Genomic DNA, 17,657 nt, shown 5'->3' with positions numbered 1-17,657 from the left:
TCAGCGCAGCACCACCGTGCCGCCCGCCCCCTTGGCCCCGGGATCGATCGAGAACACGGCGGACCGGCTGCCGGCCACGATCTTGTAGGGCACGCCGGTCTGCAGCTTCGGCGCGGTGCCGGGGTAGCGGAAGCCGCTGCCGCCCTGGCCTTCCCACACGCTCTGCGGCGACGGCGCGTCCAGCATCACGATGCTGACGGCGCCGTTGGCGCCGGAGAATTGCGGCCGGGCGGAGGAGACGGTGGTCTCGGCCCAGAGCCGCGGGTCGAACGGGCTCTCGCCCAGCCGGTTGACGCCGGCGCCGGCCTCGGCCGAGCGGGCGTTCACCGCGACCTGGGTGCGGGCGCAGTCGCCGCTGCCGGTCTGCACCTGCCCCCCGGCGACGCGGCTCGAGGCGACGCCGACCGTGACGACGCCGCCGCGGATGGTCTCGACCGTGCAGCCGCCGCCATAGGCCAGAACCAGCCGGCCGCTGCGGCCGAGATCGATGGTCTGGCCGGGATAGACGCTGTCCGTCACCTCGACATCGGCATCGGGCACGCCGCTGATTGCCGTCACCTGTGCCGACGGCTCCCGCCCGGCCGGGGCGGCGGTGTCGGACTGGGTGGGTGAGGAGAGGAGGTTGTCCAGCAGCCCTTCGAACTGGGCGGACGCAGCCGAAGGAACCAGAAGGGCCGCCGAGAACAGAACGGCGGCGCACGCTGAAACCAGCTTGTTCATATTCGTCAAATCCCCCGACCTCAAATTCACGACGGATGCTCTTCCGCCGCCCCCGGGACGTCAAATGCACCGCCATTGTGTCGCATTGACGGCGTCGTGGCCACGGGATTGCGGCGGCAAGGCCGCCACGGCGCGGCCTTGCCGCGCGGCAGGCGCAGGCTTAAGGTCGACGGTCGCCGTTGTTATGTCAGACCTTTGAACCGGATCATGGCCGTTCCCCAGTCGCCCCGCCCCGTCCTCGACGATCGCGCCCTCGCCGCCCTGCGCACCCTGCTGGGCGACCGCCTGTCCACCGCCGCCGCGGTGCGCGAGCAGCATGGCCGGGAGGAGACCTGGCACCCGACCATGCCGCCCGACGCGGTCGCCTTCCCGCATTCGACCGAGGAGGTGGCGGCGGTGGTGCGGATCTGCGCCGAGCACGAGATCCCGGTCATCCCCTACGGCACCGGCACCTCCCTGGAAGGCGGCATCGCGGCGCTGCGCGGCGGCGTCACCATCGACCTGTCGCAGATGAACCGGGTGACCAGGGTCTCGGCCGAGGATCTCGACTGCACCGTCGAGGCCGGGGTGACGCGCAAGCAGTTGAACGAGCATCTGCGCGACACCGGCCTGTTCTTCCCGATCGACCCCGGCGCCGACGCCAGCCTGGGCGGCATGGCGGCGACCCGCGCCTCCGGCACCAACGCGGTGCGCTACGGCACCATGCGCGACAACGTGCTGGGGCTGACGGTCGTCATGGCCGACGGCCGCATCATCCGCACCGGCGGCCGGGCGCGCAAATCCTCGGCCGGCTACGACCTGACCCGGCTGTTCGTCGGCTCGGAGGGCACGCTGGGCCTGATCACCGAGGTGACGCTGAAGCTGTACGGCATCCCGGAGGCGATCTCCTCGGCCGTCTGCGCCTTCCCGACCGTGGCCGACGCGGTCAACACGACGATCGCCACCATCCAGCTCGGCATCCCGGTGGCCCGGATCGAGCTGCTGGACGAGGTGCAGATCGGCGCCAGCAATACCTATTCGAAGCTCGAACTCGAGGTGGCGCCGACGCTGTTTTTCGAGTTCCACGGCACCGAGGCCGGCGTCGCCGAGCAGGCCGAGACGGTGAAGGCCCTGGCGCAGGAGAATGGCGGCGGCGAGTTCCGCTGGGCCACCAAGGCCGAGGACCGCACCAGGCTGTGGGAGGCGCGGCACAAGGCCTATTACGCCGGCATCGCGCTGCGCCCCGGCTGCCGCGGCATGCCGACCGATGTCTGCGTCCCGATCAGCCGGCTGGCCGACTGCCTGGTCGAGACCAAGGCCGACATCGCGGCCAGCGGCCTGGTGGCGCCGATCGTCGGCCATGTCGGCGACGGCAATTTCCACACCTGCATGATCCTGAACCCGGACGACCCGGACGAGATCGCCCGGGCCGAGGCCTTCCACGACCGGCTGGTGATGCGGGCCCTGGCGATGGGCGGCACCTGCACCGGCGAGCACGGCATCGGCTACGGCAAGATCCGCTTCCTGGAGCAGGAGCACGGCGACGGCGTGGCGGTGATGCAGGCGCTGAAGCGGGCGCTCGACCCCGCCGGCATCCTCAACCCGGGCAAGGTGCTGCCGGGGAATTGAGGCCACGGGATGTAGGTTGGGTTCGCGGGAGCGAACCCAACACCGTACGGCCCGAGCCATTGTTGGGTTCGCAAGGGCGAACCCAACCTACGAAGGTCATCCGAACAGCAGCCACAGCAGCACGATCACCGCCGCCACGGCGATGATCGCCACCACCGGAGCGTTGCGCTTCGGCTCGGCTTGGTGATTTGGCGCACCGCTGGTCACGCTCGACCGATAGGCCGGGGGATCGCTGGCCGGGAAGCTCTCCTCGACCGCCTCGTCGACCTTGTCGTCCGGCGCCGGTTCGGCCTGGCGCGGCTCGGCAGCAGACATCGTGGCCTCCCTTGGTCGTCTGCAATCTCAACGGACCGCACGGTGCCGAGTTCCCCCGGCTCCGCCTTGCCCGTATCATGGCACGATCATGCCCAGGCTGCGCATCCGTATCGACTTCGACCCCGCCGGCCCGGACCGGCAGCTCGGCCCCGGCAAGATCGGGCTGCTCGAGCACATCGCCGAGACCGGATCGATCTCCGCCGCCGGACGGGCGATGGGGATGTCCTATCGTCGCGCTTGGCTGCTGATCGACAGCCTGAACGGCTGCTTCCGCGAGAAGGTGATCGAGACCCGGCACGGCGGCCCGCAGGGCGGCGGCGCCGCGCTGACCCCCTTCGGGCAGTGGCTGGTCGAGCAGTTCCGCGCCATCGAGCAGGAGACCACGGCCAGCGTCGCCCGCCGGCTGGCCGGGCTGCAGACGGCGACGGCGGCGCCGGGTGACGCCGCCGCCAGGCCGGCGGAGGTCGAGGACTAGCGAGGCGCCCCGGCCGGCGGCAAGGCACTGTCCGGCGAGCGGCCGGCATGCCCGGACCGCGGCGTCGGCCGATCGTCGGGAGGCCGGGACGCGAAGGCCGCGCCCACCGCCATCCCCACCGAGGGGCCGATGACCGCCCAGAGGATGAGGCCGATGATCACGGCCAGTCCTCCCGCCATCCGCATTGCAGGCAGGAACGCGCCGGACGCCCCGCGGGCCGTCCGACGGCCGGACCGGACAGCGGGCAGCCGGCGGGCCGGCCGGGCTTGTAGAGATCGAAAGAGGGGACGTATTCCGGCAGGCCGAGGCCGGGATCACCGGCCCGGCGGGGAAGATCCTGCGGCGAAACCTCCTCCTCGTCGTCATCGTCGTCGTCGTCCCACCACGCGACGACGACGATCCCTGCGATGAAGGCCAGGGTGGGGCCGAGGGCGGCCCAGACGATCAGGCCTTCCATCATGGCCGGCCCTCCTCGGGCGACGGGACCGCCCGCCCGCGGCGGGGGGGCGGGAAACGCGACCGCAGATAGACCCCGAGCCAGGGCAGCATCAGCAGGATCGGCTGCAACATCGATCGCTCCTCAGAACAGGCCCGAGAGCCGGAGGAAGGACAGGCTCGACAGCTTGTCGATGGCGAGCTCCATGAGCATCAGGCCGAAGCCGGTCATCACGGCGATCGCCATCGAGGCCACCATGATCCGGCGGATCACTCCCCTGCCGGCGGCCCTGTGCATCGTCGCCGGGCTGCGGCTCCTGCGCGATCGACGGCGGCGAGGCCTCTCGGGTCGGCTCCAGCGTTCGCATGACGGCTCCTCGTTCGTGGGAATTTCTCCCACGATGAATCTGTGGGATTTTTGCCCACGTCAAATGAAATCGCATTTCGTGGGTATTTTTCCCACATCCCGGCATGATAAGGTCCGGCCGAACCGACGGACTCGCCCGCGAATGCCATCTTCCCTGCCCCCGGCTCCCCAGGCCCTGCTCAAGCCGCTGGCGCGCCTGCTGCGGCCGCTGGTGCGGCTGCTGATCCGCAGCGGCGTGACCTTTCCGGTCCTGGCCGACCTGCTGCGCGGCCTGTATGTCGACGTCGCCGCGCGCGACCTGCTGCCGGACCCGAAGGCACAGACCGACAGCCGCATCAGCCTGCTGACGGGCGTGCACCGGAAGGAAATCCGCCGGCTGCGGACCCACGCTCCCGCCGCCGACGAGACGCCGGCGGTGGTGACGCTGGGCAGCCAGATCATCGCCCGCTGGCTGGGCGCGCCGCCCTATGCGGAGGCGGACGGCCGCCCCCGGCCCCTGCCGCGCACGGGCCGCACCGCCGGCGAAGCCTCGTTCGAAGGGCTGGTCGAATCGGTCACCAAGGATGTGCGGGCCCGGTCGGTGCTGGACGACTGGATCGGCCAGGGGACCGTGTCGCTGGACGCGCAGGACCGCGTGCACCTGAACACGGCGGCCTTCATCCCCCGCCCGGGCGGGGAGGAGCAGCTGTTCTACTTCGCCCGCAACCTGCACGACCACATCGCCGCCGCGGCCGCGAATGTGTCGACCGCCGGACCCGCGCCGTTCCTCGACCGCAGCATGCATTACGACCGGCTGCGCCCGGAGACGGTGGCGCAGCTGGAGGCGACGGCCCGCCAGGCGGCGCAGCAACTGCTGACCGACGTCAACCGCATCGCGCTGGCGATGGCCGAGGGCGACGACCAGGCGGCCCCCTCCGGCGGCCCGGCGACGCCGCTGCGGCGGATCAACCTGGGTGTCTACGTGTATGTCGAGGATGATCCCATCGACGAGGAGACGGCGCCGTGATGAGCCGCATGCGACTCCTGGCTCTCGCCCTGCTGGCCGCCTGCTCCTCCGCCGGCAGCGGTGACCGTGCGGTTGCCCCGGCGGCGACCGGAGGCCCGACGGCCGGCACCGCCGGCACGACGGAGGCCGTTGCCGACCGAGGCATCGGCGGCACGGGCATCTCGCCCACGGGCCCGGTCGAGGACCGCGGCATGGGCGGCACCGGCATCGTCGGCGTCATCACCGGCTTCGGCAGCATCTGGGTGAACGGCATCGAGGTCGAGTTCGACCCGGCGACGCCGGTGCGCATCGACGGGGCGGCCGCCCGCAGCGGCGACCTGCGGGTGGGCCAGGTCGCGGTGATCACCGCGACCGGCAGCGGCTCGCGCCTCGGCGCCCGCAGCATCGCCGTGCGGCACGAAGTCTCCGGGCCGGTCGAGGCGGTGGAGTCGAACGGCACCGCGCTGCGCGTCGCCGGGCAGCGCGTCAGCGCCGACGGCCCGGTCTGGGGCGACGGCGTGCCCCAGGTCGACGACTGGGTGGCGGTGAGCGGCCTGCCCGGGCCCGACGGGGCCATCGTCGCCACCCGCATCGACCGGCGGCAGCCCGGGCGCGTCATCGTGCACGGGCCGCTGGCCGGCACCGCCGAGGCGCCGCGCATCGGCACGCTGGCGCTGCGGCCGGGATCGCGGCTGGGCGCCGGCGTCGGCCAGGAGGTGATGGTCACCGGCCACTATGCGGACGGGGTGCTGGTGCCCGACGGCGTGTCGCGGGACGGTCTGGCCGCCGATCCGGCCGGCTGGTTCGGCCGGTCGGTGAGCCGGCTGGTGATCGAATCCTACGCCAGCGCCACCCCGGGCGGGCTGCGCTGGGGCCGCGGCCTGAACGCGACGGCGGCTGGGCCGATCGGCGCCCTCGGCGCCCAGCCGCAGCGCACGATCCTCGAGCTGCAGCGGCAGCCCGGCGGCGGGCTGGAGGCGGTCGGCCTGCGCAGCACCATCGGCCGCACCGGCAACATCCCCGAAGCCCCGCGCACGGGCGGCGACCGGCCGGGCGGCTTCGGCCCGGGCGGGGCCCAGGGCTTTCCGGGAGGCCGCGAGCGGTCCGAGATGGCACCGCCGGCCCCGGGGAGGGAGGAACCGCGCGGCGGTCCGGGCGGGATCGGAGGGGGATCGCGCCCGATGCAGGGGCCGTCGGAGGGCTGCGGGGCCGGTGGCCCGGGCGATCTGTGCGGACCGACCGGCATGCCCGGCCGCGGCCATCGCGGGCGTCCGCCCGGCGGCTGACGGCCCAGGCGGCGGGGCGGTTCAGCCCCGCGCGGCCTCGCGCCCGATCAGCTTCAGCCGCAGCCATTTCGACAGGGTGTCGATCAGCGCGACCACGGCCAGCACCAGGATCAGGATGAAGGCGACCTGGTCCCAGGCCAGGATCTTGATGCGCTCGGAGATCTGCAGCCCGATGCCGCCGGCGCCGACGATGCCGAGGATGGTGGCCGAGCGGGTGTTGGATTCGAAGAAGTACAGCGCCTGCGACAGGAACAGCGGGATCGCCTGCGGCAGCACGCCGAAGCGCAGCACCGCGAGCGTCGAGGCGCCGGTCGAGCGCACGCCCTCGATCTGCTTCTTCTCCGCTGTCTCGATCGCCTCGGCATAGAGCTTGGACAGCGAGCCGATGTCGGAGACGCAGATGGCGAGGATGCCGGCCAGCGGCCCGAGCCCGACCGCGCGCACGAACACCAGCGCCCAGATCAGCTGGTCGACGCCGCGCAGCCCGTCGAACAGCCGGCGGAAACCGAAGCGCAGGAAGCCGAGCGGCATGATGTTGCGGGCACCGAGGAAGCCGAGCGGGATCGCGATCACCGAGGCCAGAAGCGTGCCGATGAAGGCCATGGCGACGGTCTGGCCGAGCGCGGTGAAGATCTCGGCGTACTGCCACTCGTCCATGCCATGCCAGGCGACCATCTGCCCGGCGATGACGAACAGGCCGTTCGGGCTGACCAGCCCTTCGTAGAGCCGGGCCGGCGAGACGTCGAAGGTCCAGAGCAGGTAGCCCAGATATCCCGCGGCCAGCAGCAGCAGGGCGGCGCGGACCAGCCGCTCGCCCGGCGGCCGGCCGAAGGCGCGGGGCAGGGCGGCGCGGGCCTGGTCGACATCGATCGGCCGGATGCGGGCGAATCGCGTGCCCATCAATGCGCCTCCCGCGGCAGGAAGGCCGAGCGCAGCCGCTCCGAGCCGAGGTCGATCAGCGTCACCGCCGCGACGATCATCAGCACCAGCGCGCTCAGCTCCTCGTAATAGTTGAAGCTGACGATGTAGTAGAGCTCCTGGCCGATGCCGCCGGCGCCGACGAAGCCCAGCACCGAGGCCGAGCGGATGTTGATCTCGAGCCGCAGCAGGGCATAGGAGAGGAAGTTCGGCAACACCTGCGGCAGCACGCCGAAGCGCATGATCTGGACCCAGGTGCCGCCGGCGGCGCGGATGCCCTCCAGCGGCTTGTCGTCGACCGCCTCGTTGACCTCCGAGAACAGCTTGCCGAGGGCGCCGGTGGTGTGCACGGCCATGGCCAGGATGCCGGCCAGCGGACCGACGCCGTAGGCCCAGACGAAGCACAGCGCGTAGACGATGTCCGGCACGCTGCGGCAGATCTCGAGGAAGCGGCGGCTGAGATGGTAGATCCAGTGGCTGCGCACCAGGTTGCGCGAGGCCGGGAAGCTGAGCAGCAGCGCCGCGGCGGCGCCCAGCACGGTGCCCAGGATCGCCATCTGCGCGGTCTGCCACAGCAGCACCAGATAGCTGCCGGCGCGGTAGTACCAGTAGGCGACCGAGCCCTGGGTCTTGCTGTCGGACAGGAGCTCGCCCCAGGCCAGCGTCGGCAGGGTGCGCTGGAAATACTCGCCGATCCGCGGCAGGCCGGCCGCCAGCTTCGACGGGTAGAATTCGCCGATAGACGCGCCGGCCAGCACGGCGGCGACGAACAGGACGAGGCCGATCAGCGTCGCCCGGCGCCGCTGGCGGACGAGCGCCCGCCGCCCGGCCTCGAAGGCCGCGACCGGGTCGGCGGGACGGTGTTCGGACAAAGAGGTCATCAAAATTCCGTAGGTTGGGTTCGCGGCAAGCGAACCCAACATTGTTACGGCGGCACGATGTTGGGTTCGCCCAAGGGGCGAACCCAACCTACGGGGCTGATCAGCTCCGCCGCGCGGTGGCTTCGGTCTCGCGCATCTTGATGATGCCGGAGAAGAAGTCGTGGGCGACCGGGGCGTAGCCGGAGCCGGCGCCCTTCTCGACCGCCTCGTAGATGTCCGGGTGCTCGGTCGGCAACCTCGACAGGAAGTCGAGCATGTCCTTGCGGAACGCCTCCGGCAGGGCCGTGCGGGTCGCCCAGGGGCCGTTCGGGATCAGGGTCGACTGCCAGACGATGCGCAGGTCCTTCATGTCGAGCATCTTCTTGTCGACCATGCTGCGCAGGGCGCCGCGGCTGTAGCCCTGGGCCGGGTCGCCCTGGCCGGAGATCCAGGTCACGCCGGCGTCGTACTGGCCCTTCATCACCGCGACCACGCCCTGCTCATGCCCGCCGGAAAAGGCGGTCGAGCCGAAGAAGCTGGCCGGGTCGTAGCCCTGGTCCTTGAGCTGGAAGTTCGGGATCAGATAGCCCGAGGTCGAGTTCGGGTCGGCGAAGGCCAGGGACTTGCCCTTGAGGTCCTCGAGCTTCTGGTACGGGCTGTCGGACTTGACATAGAGCACCGAGTAGTAGCCGGTCGACCCGTCATCCTCCTTCGGCACCACCAGCGGCTCGACGCATTTGCAGTCGAGCCACAGGCCGGCATAGCCCGAGGCGCCGAATTCGGCGAGGTCGAGCTGGCCCGCGGCCATGCCCTGCATGACGCCGGCATAGTCGGTGGCCGGGAACAGCTCCACCTTCACGTTGTAGGTGGTCTCCAGCAGCTTCTGGAAGCCGTCGTAGCGGGCCAGCCGGTCGGCGTCGTTCTCGCCGCCGAGGATGCCGATGCGGATGACCGGAACGTCCTTCTTCCAGCTCGGATCCGCCGCGAAGGCGGTGCCGGCCAGGCCGGCAAGGGTGACGGCAGCCGTGGCCGCCGCGAGGATGGTGCGCCGCATGAACATGGGTCTACCCCTTTTGCTGATCACTTGGTTCGGTCGTCCGGCGCCGCGCCGGACGCCGTCGGTTGGAGCTCAGGCCGGAACCAGCTCGCGCTCGCCGGTCCGGGGCTCGATCGCGGTCGAGGTGATGCGCTCGTCGAGAGCCTCGCGCATGCCGTCGACGCCGTAGATCCGCTCGACCACCTCCATGGTCAGCGCCTCGGGCGCGCCGTCGAAGACGACCCGCCCCTTGGCCATGCCGACCACCCGGTCGCAATAGTGCCGGGCGGTGTCGAGCGTGTGCAGGTTGACGAGGACGGTGATACCGTCCTCGCGGTTGATGGCGCGCAGCGCGTCCATGACGATCTTGGCGTTGCGCGGGTCGAGCGAGGCGATCGGCTCGTCCGCCAGCAGCACCTCGGGCTCCTGCAGCAAGGCGCGGGCGATGGCGACGCGCTGCTGCTGGCCACCGGACAGGGTGTCGGCGCGCTGCAGGGCGGCATGGGCCATGTCGAGCCGGTCGAGTGCCTGGATGGCGAAGGCCCGCTCGCGCTCGCCGAACTGCTTGAACAGCGACGGCACCGTCCAGTGCTGGGAGATGCGGCCGAGCAGCACATTGGTCAGCACGTCGAGCCGGGTGACCAGGTTGAACTGCTGGAAGATCATGGCGCAGCGGGCGCGCCAGTCGCGCAGGGCGCGGCCCTTGAGCCTGGTGACATCGACGCCGTCGAACAGGATGCGGCCGCCGGTCGGATCGGCCAGCCGGTTGACCAGGCGCAGCATGGTCGACTTGCCGGCGCCGGAGCGGCCGATCACGCCGACCATCTGGCCGGGGGCGATCGTCAGGCTGACGTCATCGACCGCGTTGACGGCGCGGAAGCTCTTGGTCAGGCCTTCGATCACGAGTTCGGCCATGAGGCACGCTCCGATGGGGTCGGGGGCGGCGCGCAGCGGGAGGCCGCGGCCCTTCGGCGTAAACGGCCTAACAGAGCGGAGTTACAGTCGCGTGATCCCCCTGTGTCGTTTCGATGAACCTCCCGAGGCTGGGGCACCGCATCGCACGGGTTGACGTTCTCCCTCAAAGCGGCTTCTTTGCGCGCCAAGGCAGCAAATCATCATACGATTTGAGGGAGTAGAACGCGTTGCCCGAGTCCCGCCCGCAGACGATCGCCAAGATCACCTGGCGGCTGATGCCGTTCCTCGGCCTGCTCTATCTGATCGCCTATATCGACCGCCAGAATGTCAGCTACGCCAAGCTGCAGATGGTCGGCGACCTTGGCCTCAGCGAGGCCGCCTACGGCCTTGGCGCCTCCCTGTTCTTCATCGGCTACTTCATCTTCGAGGTGCCCTCGAACGTGATCCTGGCCCGGGTCGGCGCCCGGCGCTGGCTGGCCCGGATCATCTTCTCCTGGGGCCTGGTCACCATCGCGCTGGCCTTCACCCAGAACGCGACGATGTTCTACATCCTGCGCTTCCTGCTGGGCGCGGCCGAGGCCGGCTTCTTCCCTGGCGTGCTGTTCGCGCTGACGCTGTGGTTCCCGCAGATGTATCGCGGCCGCATGGTCGGCCTGTTCATGGCCTGGAGCGCCCTGGCCAACGCCGTCGGCTCGACCCTCGGCGGCGCGCTCCTGGACCTCGACGGCATGCTCGGCCTGAAGGGCTGGGAATGGGTGTTCATCGCCACCGGCATCCCGGCCGTGCTGATGGGCGTCGTCACCTACTTCTTCCTGCCCGACCGGCCGGAGACGGCGAATTTCCTCGACGCCGGCGAGAAGAAGTGGCTGCACGACGTGCTGGAGCGTGAGAACGCTGACGGCAAGGAGCAGCACGGCAGCCCGTTCGCGGCGCTGCTCGACCGCCGGGTGCAGCTTCTGGCGCTGTTCTACGTCGCCTTCCCGCTCGGCGCCTATGGGCTGAGCTACTGGCTGCCGACGGTGGTGAAGGGCTTCGGCGTCTCGAACACGGCCAACGGCCTGCTCAACGTCATCCCCTGGGCCTGCGTCGCCGCCGCGCTGTGGTGGGTGCCGCGCAGCGCCGACCGCACCGGCGACCACACCTGGCACATCGTCATTCCGGCGCTGATCGCGGCCGTCTGCCTGGCGCTGAGCGTGGTGGTGCCGGGCAATGCCCTGAAGTTCGCGCTGCTGTGCGTCGCCGCGGCCGGCATCTTCGCGCCGCAGCCGGTGTTCTGGTCGCTGCCGCCGAGCTTCCTGAGCGGCGCCACGGCGGCGGCCGGCATCGCCGCGATCAACTCGGTCGGCAATCTCGGCGGCTTCATCGCCCAGAACGCGGTGCCCTGGATCGGCGACGTCACCGGCAGCCAGCTGGCGCCGATGTGGTTCCTCGCCGCCTGCATGGTGGCCGGCGCGCTGATGACCTTCGTGGTCCAGGCCGCGCTGCGCCGCCACCGGCCGCCCGCGCCGCCGACCAGCGGCCGGATGAGCCCGGCCGAATAGGGGCTCAGACCCCGCGGAACCGGGGCGGGCGGCGTTCGGTGAAGGCCGCCTGCCCCTCGCGGAAATCGGCGCTGCGATAGGCGGCCTCGAACAGCGCCGCGGTCTCGACCGTGTCGCTGTCGGCACCCGCCATGATCGCCTCGACCATCCGCTTGGCCGCGCGCAGGCTGAGCGGCGCCCGGTCGGCGAGGCCGCGGGCATAGTCCAGCGCCGCCGACTCGACCGCCTCGTCCGGCAGCACCCGGTCGACCAGCCCGATCGCCAGCGCCTCGGCGGCGTCGAGCAGGCGGCCCGAGAACAGCATGTCCTTGGCCCGGGCGGGCCCGACCGTCGCCACCAGCCGCCGCGTGTCGGCGAAGCCGTAGGCGAGGCCGAGCCGCGCCGGGGTGATGCCGAGCCGCGCCGTGCCGCCGGCGAAGCGCAGGTCGCAGGCCAGCGCCAGGCCGCAGCCGCCGCCGACGCAGAGGCCGCGGACCAGTGCGATGCTCGGCCGGCCCAGGCTCTCGACCGCCGCCAGACCCGCCCGCACCGCGGCATTGTACGCGGCGGTCGACTCGGCGTCGGCGAACACCGCGCCGAATTCGGCGATGTCGGCCCCGGCCGAGAAGGCCCGGCCGCCTTCCCCTTCGACGATCACCGCCGCGACCTCGGGATCGGCGTCGATCTCGCGGCACAGCTCCGGCAGCGCCCGCCACATCGCCGCACTGATGGCATTGTGCCGCGCCGGCCGCTGCAGCCGCAGCCGCGCCAGCCAGCCGTCGCGGAACCATCGGATCGGGGTGTCGGTCATCGGCGTCCACCAGAGTGTCATGCCCGAGCACAATAGAGGCTTCACGCAGACATAGGCACTTGATCGAACCCATCAATTTATGAGAATGAACGTTCATTCTTATCCGGATCGAGCCCATGTCCGAACCCGTCACCGCCCTCCTGTCCCGCCGCGAGGAGAAGCGCCGCCGCATTCTCGAGGCGGCGGCCGACTGTTTCGCCCGGCGCGGCTTCCACGGCACCGGCATGGCCGAGATCTGCGAGGCGGCGGGGATGAGCGCCGGCAATCTCTACCGCTACTTCCGGAACAAGGAGGCGATGATCGCCGCCCTGGTCGATGCCGAGCGCGAGGAGACGACGGCGCTGTTCCGCGAGATGGCGGACAGCAACGACCCGCTGGCCGCGATCATCACCCTGCTGGAGCGTTTCCTGACCCTGACCACCGACGCCGCCGGGCACCGGCTGTGGCTGGAGATCCTGTCGGAAGGCGCACGCAACCCGCAGATCCAGGCGGTGCTGGACCGCAGCGACGCCGAGGTCCGGCCGGCGCTGGCGCATCTGATCGGCCGCGCCGCCGCCTGCGGCCAGGCCGATCCGGCCCTCGACCCCGACCAGGCGGCGATCTGGCTCCTGATGCTGATCGACGGCTTCAGTGCCCGGGTGGCGACCGACCCGGATTTCGACATCGCCGCCGGCATCGCCTCCCTGCCCGGCATGGTCCGCCGCCTCCTCGCCCCCGGAGCCTGAGCATGGCCGGACCCGTCAACCGCTGGGCGATCCTGCCCATCGTCTCGGTGGCGCTGCTGATGGTCGCGATCGACGCCACGGTGCTGCACATCGCCGTGCCGACCCTGACCCGCTCTTTGGCGCCGAGCGCGCCGCAACTGTTGTGGATCATCGACATCTATCCGCTGCTGATGGCCGGGCTGCTGCCCGCCGCCGGCACGCTGGGCGACCGGATCGGGCACAAGCGCATGCTGCTGCTGGGGTTGATGCTGTTCGGGCTGGCCTCGGCCGCCTGCGCCTTCGCCCCCGGGCCGGAGTGGCTGATCGCCGGCCGCGCCTTCCTGGCCTTCGGCGGGGCGATGATGATGCCTGCCACGCTGTCGATCCTGCGCCTGGCCTTCGACGACCCGCGCGAACGGGCGATCGCGATCGGCGTCTGGGGCTCGGTCGCGTCCGGCGGCGCCGCCTTCGGCCCGGTGGTCGGCGGCGCCCTGCTGGAGCACTTCCATTGGGGCGCCGTGTTCCTGATCAACGTGCCGATCGTGCTGATCGCCCTGCCCTTCGCCTGGTGGCTGCTGCCCGGCCGGCGCGGCGGCGAGGAGCGGCCCTGGGACCTGCCCGGCCTGCTGCTGGCGATGGCCGGGATCATCGCCGTGGTCTATGCGGTGAAGCAGACCACCCATGCCGGCGTGAACCCATGGCAGGCGGTCGCGATCGGCCTGGCCGGCGCCGGGCTGGTGGCCGCCTTCCTGCGCCGCCAGGCCCGCGCGGCGGTGCCGATGATCGACCTGTCGCTGTTCCGCAACCCGGGCATCGCCATCGCCCTGGCCGGGGCCATGGTGGCGATGATCATCATCGTCGGCTTCGAGCTGCTGCTGAGCCAGCAGCTGCAGCTGGTGCTGGGCCTGTCGCCGCTGGACGCCGGGCTGCGGCTGGCGCCGGTGCCGCTGGCGTCGTTCCTGGCCTCGCCGCTGGCCGGCAGACTGGCGCACCGCATCGGCTTCCGCGCCATGCTGACGGCCAGCCTGGCCCTGTCCGCCACCGGCTTCGTCGCCATCGCCCTGCTGCCGCCGGGGGCGGTCTCGGCCGCCGAGATCGCCGGCTTCGTCGCCATCGGTGCCGGGGTGGGCGCGGCAATGACCGCGGCCTCGGTCCACGTCATGAACAGCGCCCCGGCGCATCAGGCCGGCGCGGTCGCCGCGGTCGAGGAGGTGGCCTATGAGCTCGGCGGCGGCCTCGGCGTCGCCCTGTTCGGCAGCCTGATGACGGTGCTGTACCGGCGGCTTCTGGTGCTGCCGCCGCTGCTGGAGGCCTCGGCGCCGGCGGCGCGACGGTCGATCGGCGAGGCGCTGCTGGCCGCGGAGACACTGGCCGCGCCTGAGTCCGGCTCGGTCGCGGCGGCGGCCCGAACGGCCTTCTCCTCGACCTATCAGGGCGCGTCGCTGGTGGCGGCGGGGCTGCTGGCGGTGACCGCCCTGGCGGCGCTGATCGTGCTGGCGCGGCGGAGGACAGCGGCGCCGGCGGGCTAACCGCCCCACGCCGTCCGCAAGGCCGTGGCGTCGGCGAGGCGGCCGCCGCTGGCGATCAGCGGCTCCGCGACCGCGCGGACGAGTTCGGCGTTGCTGATGGCGACGCTGCCGTCCGGCCGGTGCAGGTTGTTCTCGAACCCGACACGGATGTCGCCGCCCAGCAGCGCCGCGGCCAGGGCGCAGGCGGCCTCGTGCCGGCCGAAGGTGCAGACCATCCAGGATCGTATGCCAAGCACGTCCGGCGCCAGGAAGGGCAGCAGGTCCGCTGGCAGCGAGGTCTGGCCGGCGACATAGCGGCCGAGGACATAGAGCACCGGGATCTCGTCCCAGGGCACCAGCCCGCGCCGCCGCATCTCCGCCAGCCGCGCCGCCTCCTCCGGCGCGTAGAGGATGATCTGCGGCGCTATGCGCTCGCGCTTCAGCCAGGAGAGGAATTCGGCGAAGGCGGGCTCGGCGGCGGGGTCGGGGGCCAGTTCGCGCAGGGCCAGCGACACCGCCTCCGGCCGGACGGCGCGGACCACCGCCATCTGCTCCTCCGGCCGGTAGCGGCCGAGCGCCTCGCTCGTGATCTGCAGGAGCAGATCCTCGCCGACCTCCGCGCGGATCGTCGCGATCGCCGCACGATAGGCGTCGGCGTCGAGCAGATGCACCCCATCCCGATCGCGAACATGCGTGTGGATCATCGCCGCGCCGGCATCCCGGCACTCCACCGCGACCCGTGCCAGCTCGGCCGGGGTCAGCGGCAGCGCCGGATGATCCGCCTTGGTCCGCCGCCCGCCATTCGGCGCCACTGCGATCGCGACCGGCTTCCGCTCCGCCATGATCCCTCCTTCGATCCAATCGGATCACATCCGACAATATTGAAACACTTGTTGCATGCACCGCAACGGCTGCTATCGTTCGATCCATGGATCAGGGGCCGCTCGCCGAGCGCATCGTGGACCGCTTCGAGGCCATGCCGGCACAGCTGCAGGCGGCGGCGCGCTACGTGCTGGACCGGCCGCGCGACGTCGCCCTGCTGTCGATGCGGGAGCAGGCGCGCCAGGCAGGAGTGCCGCCGGCGACGATGACCCGGCTGGCCAAGCGCCTGGGCCTCGACGGCTACGACGCCGTGCGGGCCCTCTATGCCGAAGCGGTGCGGTCGGGCGATCTCGGCTTCGCCGGCCGCGCCGACGCCCAGCTGGCCAGCCAGACGCTGAAGGGCGACCGGGCGCTGGCGGCGGAGATCGCCACCACCATCGCCAGCCATGTCGCCCGGCTGGCCGAGCCGGCGGCACTGGACCGCCTGGCCGCCGCCGCCGCGCGGCTGGCCGCCGCCCGCCGGATCTACTGCCTGGGCCTGCGCGCCGGCCACCCGATCGCTTGGCACCTGCACTATGTCCTGTCCCTCTTGGGCGAACGGACCGTGCTGCTGGACGGCGCGGGCGCCACCGGCACCGATCCGATCCGCGCGGCGACGCCGGAGGACGTGCTGCTGGCCGTCAGCGTGTCGCCCTACACCCGGGCCGCGGTGGAGACCGCGCGCTGGGCCGCCGGGCGCGGCGTCGCGGTCGTCGCCGTCACCGACAGCGAGGTATCGCCGCTGGCCCAGCTGGCGGCGGAGACGATCCTGGTCGCGACCGACAGCCCGTCCTTCTTCCACAGCCTGGCGCCGGGCTTCGCCGTCGCCGAGATCCTGGCGGCGCTGGTCGCCGGCCGCGGCGCCGAGGCGCCCGCCGCCCTGCGCCGCACCGAGGCGCAGCTGGCCGCCTTCGACACCCATCTCCGCCCCTGGTCCGCCAAGGCATCGCCATGACCCGCATCCTGCACCGCCAGATCCATGCCGAGTTCCCGACCGCCGTCGCCGGCCGCGGCATCGAGGTCGTCGATTCCGAGGGCCGGCGCTACATCGACGCATCGGGCGGCGCCGCCGTCTCCTGCCTCGGCCACGGCCATCCGGAGGTCATCGCCGCGCTGCATGCGCAGCTGGACCGGATGCCCTATGCCCACACCAGCTTCTTCACCAGCGAGGTTGCCGAGCGGCTGGCCTACCGGCTGGTCGAGGATGCGCCGGCCGGGCTGAGCCATGTCTATTTCACCAGCGGCGGGTCGGAATCGGTGGAGGCGGCGCTGAAGATGGCGCGGCAGTATTTCGTCGAGACCGGCCAGCCCAAGCGCCGCCATGTCATCGCCCGGCGCCAGAGCTATCACGGCAACACGCTGGGGGCGCTGGCCACCGGCGGCAACGAATGGCGGCGGGCGCCGTTCCGGCCGCTCCTGATCGAGACCCACCACATCGATCCCTGCTTCGCCTACCGCCTGCAGCAGCCGGGCGAGAGCGACGAGGACTATGCCGCCCGCGCCGCCCAGGCGCTGGAGGACAAGATCCTGGAGCTGGGGCCGGAGACCGTGGCCGCCTTCGTCGCCGAGACGGTGGTCGGCGCCACCATGGGCGCGGTGCCGCCGGTCGCCGACTACTTCAAGCGCATCCGGGCGATCTGCGACCGCCACGGCGTGCTGCTGGTCCTCGACGAGGTGATGTGCGGCATGGGCCGCACCGGCACGCTGCACGCCTGCACGCAGGAGGGCATCGCCCCCGACCTGATGACCATCGCCAAGGGGCTGGGCGGCGGCTACCAGCCGATCGGCGCGGTGCTGCTGTCGCGCCGCCTGTTCGACGCCTTCGCCCAGGGCTCCGGCTTTTTCCAGCACGGCCATACCTATACCGGGCACCCGATGGCCTGCGCCGCCGGGCTGGCGGTGCAGGAGGTGATCCGCGGCGAACGCCTGATGGACAATGTCGCGGCCATGGGCGCGCGTCTGGCCCGCCGCCTGGGCGACCGCTTCGGCAACCACCCGCAGGTCGGCGACATCCGCGGCCGCGGCCTGTTCCTGGGCGTCGAGCTGGTGGCCGACCGCGCCACCAAGGCGCCGTTCGACCCGGCCCTCAAGCTGCATGCCCGGATCAAGCGCGAGGCGATGGCGCGGGGCTTGATGGTCTATCCGATGGGCGGCACGGTCGACGGCGTCGCGGGCGACCATGTGCTGCTGGCGCCGCCCTTCATCGTCGACGGGCCGGCGGTCGAGGCCATCGTCGAGCGCCTCGGCGACGCCGTCGACGCCACCATCGCAAGCCTGCCGGCCTCCAGAGCAGCCTGACAGGCAAATCCGGCCGACCCTCCGCCAGAGAGGGA

19 protein-coding genes are annotated in these 17,657 nt (G+C 71.7%); 9 read left to right on the top strand and 10 right to left on the bottom strand.

Annotated features, from left to right (window positions below; all coding sequences use genetic code 11):
• The gene (locus ACFW16_RS23075; RefSeq protein ID WP_380309397.1) at positions 1-720 is read right to left on the bottom strand and encodes a hypothetical protein; all 720 of its coding nucleotides are present in this window, start codon (positions 718-720) and stop codon (positions 1-3) included.
• Positions 721-927: 207 nt separating this feature from the next.
• Here ACFW16_RS23075 and ACFW16_RS23070 point away from each other — a divergent pair, with 207 nt between their 5' ends.
• Positions 928-2,328, top strand: coding sequence for an FAD-binding oxidoreductase (locus ACFW16_RS23070; RefSeq protein ID WP_380309395.1), 1,401 nt, complete (start codon positions 928-930; stop codon positions 2,326-2,328).
• 96 nt (positions 2,329-2,424) lie between these two features.
• On the opposite strand, the gene ACFW16_RS23065 is transcribed toward ACFW16_RS23070, so the two are convergent.
• Positions 2,425-2,643 carry a hypothetical protein gene (locus ACFW16_RS23065; protein WP_380309393.1) on the bottom strand — a complete coding sequence of 73 codons (219 nt, stop codon included), beginning with the start codon at positions 2,641-2,643 and terminating at the stop codon, positions 2,425-2,427.
• An 88-nt stretch (positions 2,644-2,731) separates the two neighbouring features.
• Between ACFW16_RS23065 and ACFW16_RS23060 the strand changes: the two genes are divergently transcribed.
• Entirely contained in the window at positions 2,732-3,118 is a 387-nt protein-coding gene (locus ACFW16_RS23060) for a winged helix-turn-helix domain-containing protein (protein WP_380309391.1), read from the top strand.
• A gap of 157 nt (positions 3,119-3,275) precedes the next feature.
• On the opposite strand, the gene ACFW16_RS23055 is transcribed toward ACFW16_RS23060, so the two are convergent.
• Together ACFW16_RS23055 and ACFW16_RS23050 are read right to left on the bottom strand one after the other, a co-directional pair.
• Entirely contained in the window at positions 3,276-3,578 is a 303-nt protein-coding gene (locus tag ACFW16_RS23055; protein ID WP_380309389.1) for a hypothetical protein, read from the bottom strand.
• 120 nt (positions 3,579-3,698) lie between these two features.
• A complete protein-coding gene (locus tag ACFW16_RS23050; RefSeq protein WP_380309387.1) occupies positions 3,699-3,851 on the bottom strand; it encodes a hypothetical protein in 153 nt (50 codons plus the stop codon).
• A gap of 211 nt (positions 3,852-4,062) precedes the next feature.
• Between ACFW16_RS23050 and ACFW16_RS23045 the strand changes: the two genes are divergently transcribed.
• Both ACFW16_RS23045 and ACFW16_RS23040 read left to right on the top strand, forming a co-directional pair.
• Positions 4,063-4,926: a DUF6502 family protein gene (locus tag ACFW16_RS23045; RefSeq protein ID WP_380309385.1), complete on the top strand. Its 864-nt coding sequence runs from the start codon at positions 4,063-4,065 to the stop codon at positions 4,924-4,926.
• A complete protein-coding gene (locus tag ACFW16_RS23040; RefSeq protein WP_380309383.1) occupies positions 4,926-6,191 on the top strand; it encodes a DUF5666 domain-containing protein in 1,266 nt (421 codons plus the stop codon). Before ACFW16_RS23045 ends, ACFW16_RS23040 begins: the two co-directional genes overlap by 1 nt.
• A gap of 21 nt (positions 6,192-6,212) precedes the next feature.
• Here the strand turns inward: ACFW16_RS23040 and phnE (ACFW16_RS23035) are convergent, their stop codons facing one another.
• The 4 genes from phnE (ACFW16_RS23035) to phnC all read right to left on the bottom strand — a co-directional run bounded on the left by phnE (ACFW16_RS23035) (position 6,213) and on the right by phnC (position 9,920).
• A complete protein-coding gene (phnE, locus tag ACFW16_RS23035; RefSeq protein WP_380309381.1) occupies positions 6,213-7,091 on the bottom strand; it encodes a phosphonate ABC transporter, permease protein PhnE in 879 nt (292 codons plus the stop codon).
• Positions 7,091-7,990 (bottom strand): phosphonate ABC transporter, permease protein PhnE, encoded by a 900-nt coding sequence (phnE, locus tag ACFW16_RS23030; protein WP_380309379.1) that lies wholly within the window; start codon positions 7,988-7,990, stop codon positions 7,091-7,093. The genes phnE (ACFW16_RS23035) and phnE (ACFW16_RS23030) overlap by 1 nt, the downstream gene beginning before the upstream one ends.
• Before the next feature lie 100 nt (positions 7,991-8,090).
• The gene (gene phnD, locus ACFW16_RS23025) at positions 8,091-9,029 is read right to left on the bottom strand and encodes a phosphonate ABC transporter substrate-binding protein (protein ID WP_380309377.1); all 939 of its coding nucleotides are present in this window, start codon (positions 9,027-9,029) and stop codon (positions 8,091-8,093) included.
• 69 nt (positions 9,030-9,098) lie between these two features.
• Complete coding sequence (phnC, locus tag ACFW16_RS23020) at positions 9,099-9,920, bottom strand: phosphonate ABC transporter ATP-binding protein (protein WP_380309375.1); 822 nt, start codon at positions 9,918-9,920, stop codon at positions 9,099-9,101.
• Between the two features lie 227 nt (positions 9,921-10,147).
• Here phnC and ACFW16_RS23015 point away from each other — a divergent pair, with 227 nt between their 5' ends.
• Complete coding sequence (locus ACFW16_RS23015; RefSeq protein ID WP_380309372.1) at positions 10,148-11,461, top strand: MFS transporter; 1,314 nt, start codon at positions 10,148-10,150, stop codon at positions 11,459-11,461.
• 4 nt (positions 11,462-11,465) lie between these two features.
• Here the strand turns inward: ACFW16_RS23015 and ACFW16_RS23010 are convergent, their stop codons facing one another.
• Positions 11,466-12,251 (bottom strand): enoyl-CoA hydratase-related protein, encoded by a 786-nt coding sequence (locus ACFW16_RS23010; protein ID WP_380309370.1) that lies wholly within the window; start codon positions 12,249-12,251, stop codon positions 11,466-11,468.
• 116 nt (positions 12,252-12,367) lie between these two features.
• Between ACFW16_RS23010 and ACFW16_RS23005 the strand changes: the two genes are divergently transcribed.
• A complete protein-coding gene (locus ACFW16_RS23005; protein WP_380309368.1) occupies positions 12,368-12,976 on the top strand; it encodes a TetR/AcrR family transcriptional regulator in 609 nt (202 codons plus the stop codon).
• Between the two features lie 2 nt (positions 12,977-12,978).
• Positions 12,979-14,484: an MFS transporter gene (locus tag ACFW16_RS23000; RefSeq protein WP_380309366.1), complete on the top strand. Its 1,506-nt coding sequence runs from the start codon at positions 12,979-12,981 to the stop codon at positions 14,482-14,484.
• On the opposite strand, the gene ACFW16_RS22995 is transcribed toward ACFW16_RS23000, so the two are convergent.
• A complete protein-coding gene (locus tag ACFW16_RS22995; RefSeq protein WP_380309364.1) occupies positions 14,481-15,305 on the bottom strand; it encodes a 3-keto-5-aminohexanoate cleavage protein in 825 nt (274 codons plus the stop codon). The two genes, ACFW16_RS23000 and ACFW16_RS22995, sit on opposite strands and share 4 nt — an antisense overlap.
• A 116-nt stretch (positions 15,306-15,421) precedes the next feature.
• On the opposite strand from ACFW16_RS22995, the gene ACFW16_RS22990 reads away from it, so the two are divergent.
• Both ACFW16_RS22990 and ACFW16_RS22985 read left to right on the top strand, forming a co-directional pair.
• A complete protein-coding gene (locus ACFW16_RS22990; RefSeq protein WP_380309362.1) occupies positions 15,422-16,279 on the top strand; it encodes a MurR/RpiR family transcriptional regulator in 858 nt (285 codons plus the stop codon).
• Entirely contained in the window at positions 16,276-17,622 is a 1,347-nt protein-coding gene (locus ACFW16_RS22985; protein ID WP_380309360.1) for an aspartate aminotransferase family protein, read from the top strand. The genes ACFW16_RS22990 and ACFW16_RS22985 overlap by 4 nt, the downstream gene beginning before the upstream one ends.
• Positions 17,623-17,657: the final 35 nt, after the last annotated feature.

Source organism: Inquilinus sp. NPDC058860 (assembly GCF_042743185.1).
Classification (GTDB): Bacteria; Pseudomonadota; Alphaproteobacteria; order DSM-16000; family Inquilinaceae; genus Inquilinus.
The sequence above is the reverse complement of the archived record's forward strand: the minus strand, read 5'-3'. Positions and strand labels throughout refer to the sequence as shown.

Coding starts and splice junctions, on each gene's coding strand:
- ACFW16_RS23000 (WP_380309366.1), top strand. CDS start 12,979: ATGGCCGGACCCGTCAACCGCTGGGCGATCCTGCCCATCGTCTCGGTG.
- ACFW16_RS23065 (WP_380309393.1), bottom strand. CDS start 2,643: ATGTCTGCTGCCGAGCCGCGCCAGGCCGAACCGGCGCCGGACGACAAG.
- ACFW16_RS23055 (WP_380309389.1), bottom strand. CDS start 3,578: ATGATGGAAGGCCTGATCGTCTGGGCCGCCCTCGGCCCCACCCTGGCC.
- ACFW16_RS23010 (WP_380309370.1), bottom strand. CDS start 12,251: ATGACCGACACCCCGATCCGATGGTTCCGCGACGGCTGGCTGGCGCGG.
- phnE (WP_380309381.1), bottom strand. CDS start 7,091: ATGGGCACGCGATTCGCCCGCATCCGGCCGATCGATGTCGACCAGGCC.
- ACFW16_RS23005 (WP_380309368.1), top strand. CDS start 12,368: ATGTCCGAACCCGTCACCGCCCTCCTGTCCCGCCGCGAGGAGAAGCGC.
- phnD (WP_380309377.1), bottom strand. CDS start 9,029: ATGTTCATGCGGCGCACCATCCTCGCGGCGGCCACGGCTGCCGTCACC.
- ACFW16_RS23045 (WP_380309385.1), top strand. CDS start 4,063: ATGCCATCTTCCCTGCCCCCGGCTCCCCAGGCCCTGCTCAAGCCGCTG.
- ACFW16_RS23060 (WP_380309391.1), top strand. CDS start 2,732: ATGCCCAGGCTGCGCATCCGTATCGACTTCGACCCCGCCGGCCCGGAC.
- ACFW16_RS22985 (WP_380309360.1), top strand. CDS start 16,276: ATGACCCGCATCCTGCACCGCCAGATCCATGCCGAGTTCCCGACCGCC.
- ACFW16_RS23040 (WP_380309383.1), top strand. CDS start 4,926: ATGAGCCGCATGCGACTCCTGGCTCTCGCCCTGCTGGCCGCCTGCTCC.
- phnC (WP_380309375.1), bottom strand. CDS start 9,920: ATGGCCGAACTCGTGATCGAAGGCCTGACCAAGAGCTTCCGCGCCGTC.
- ACFW16_RS23050 (WP_380309387.1), bottom strand. CDS start 3,851: ATGCACAGGGCCGCCGGCAGGGGAGTGATCCGCCGGATCATGGTGGCC.
- ACFW16_RS23075 (WP_380309397.1), bottom strand. CDS start 720: ATGAACAAGCTGGTTTCAGCGTGCGCCGCCGTTCTGTTCTCGGCGGCC.
- ACFW16_RS23070 (WP_380309395.1), top strand. CDS start 928: ATGGCCGTTCCCCAGTCGCCCCGCCCCGTCCTCGACGATCGCGCCCTC.
- phnE (WP_380309379.1), bottom strand. CDS start 7,990: ATGACCTCTTTGTCCGAACACCGTCCCGCCGACCCGGTCGCGGCCTTC.
- ACFW16_RS22995 (WP_380309364.1), bottom strand. CDS start 15,305: ATGGCGGAGCGGAAGCCGGTCGCGATCGCAGTGGCGCCGAATGGCGGG.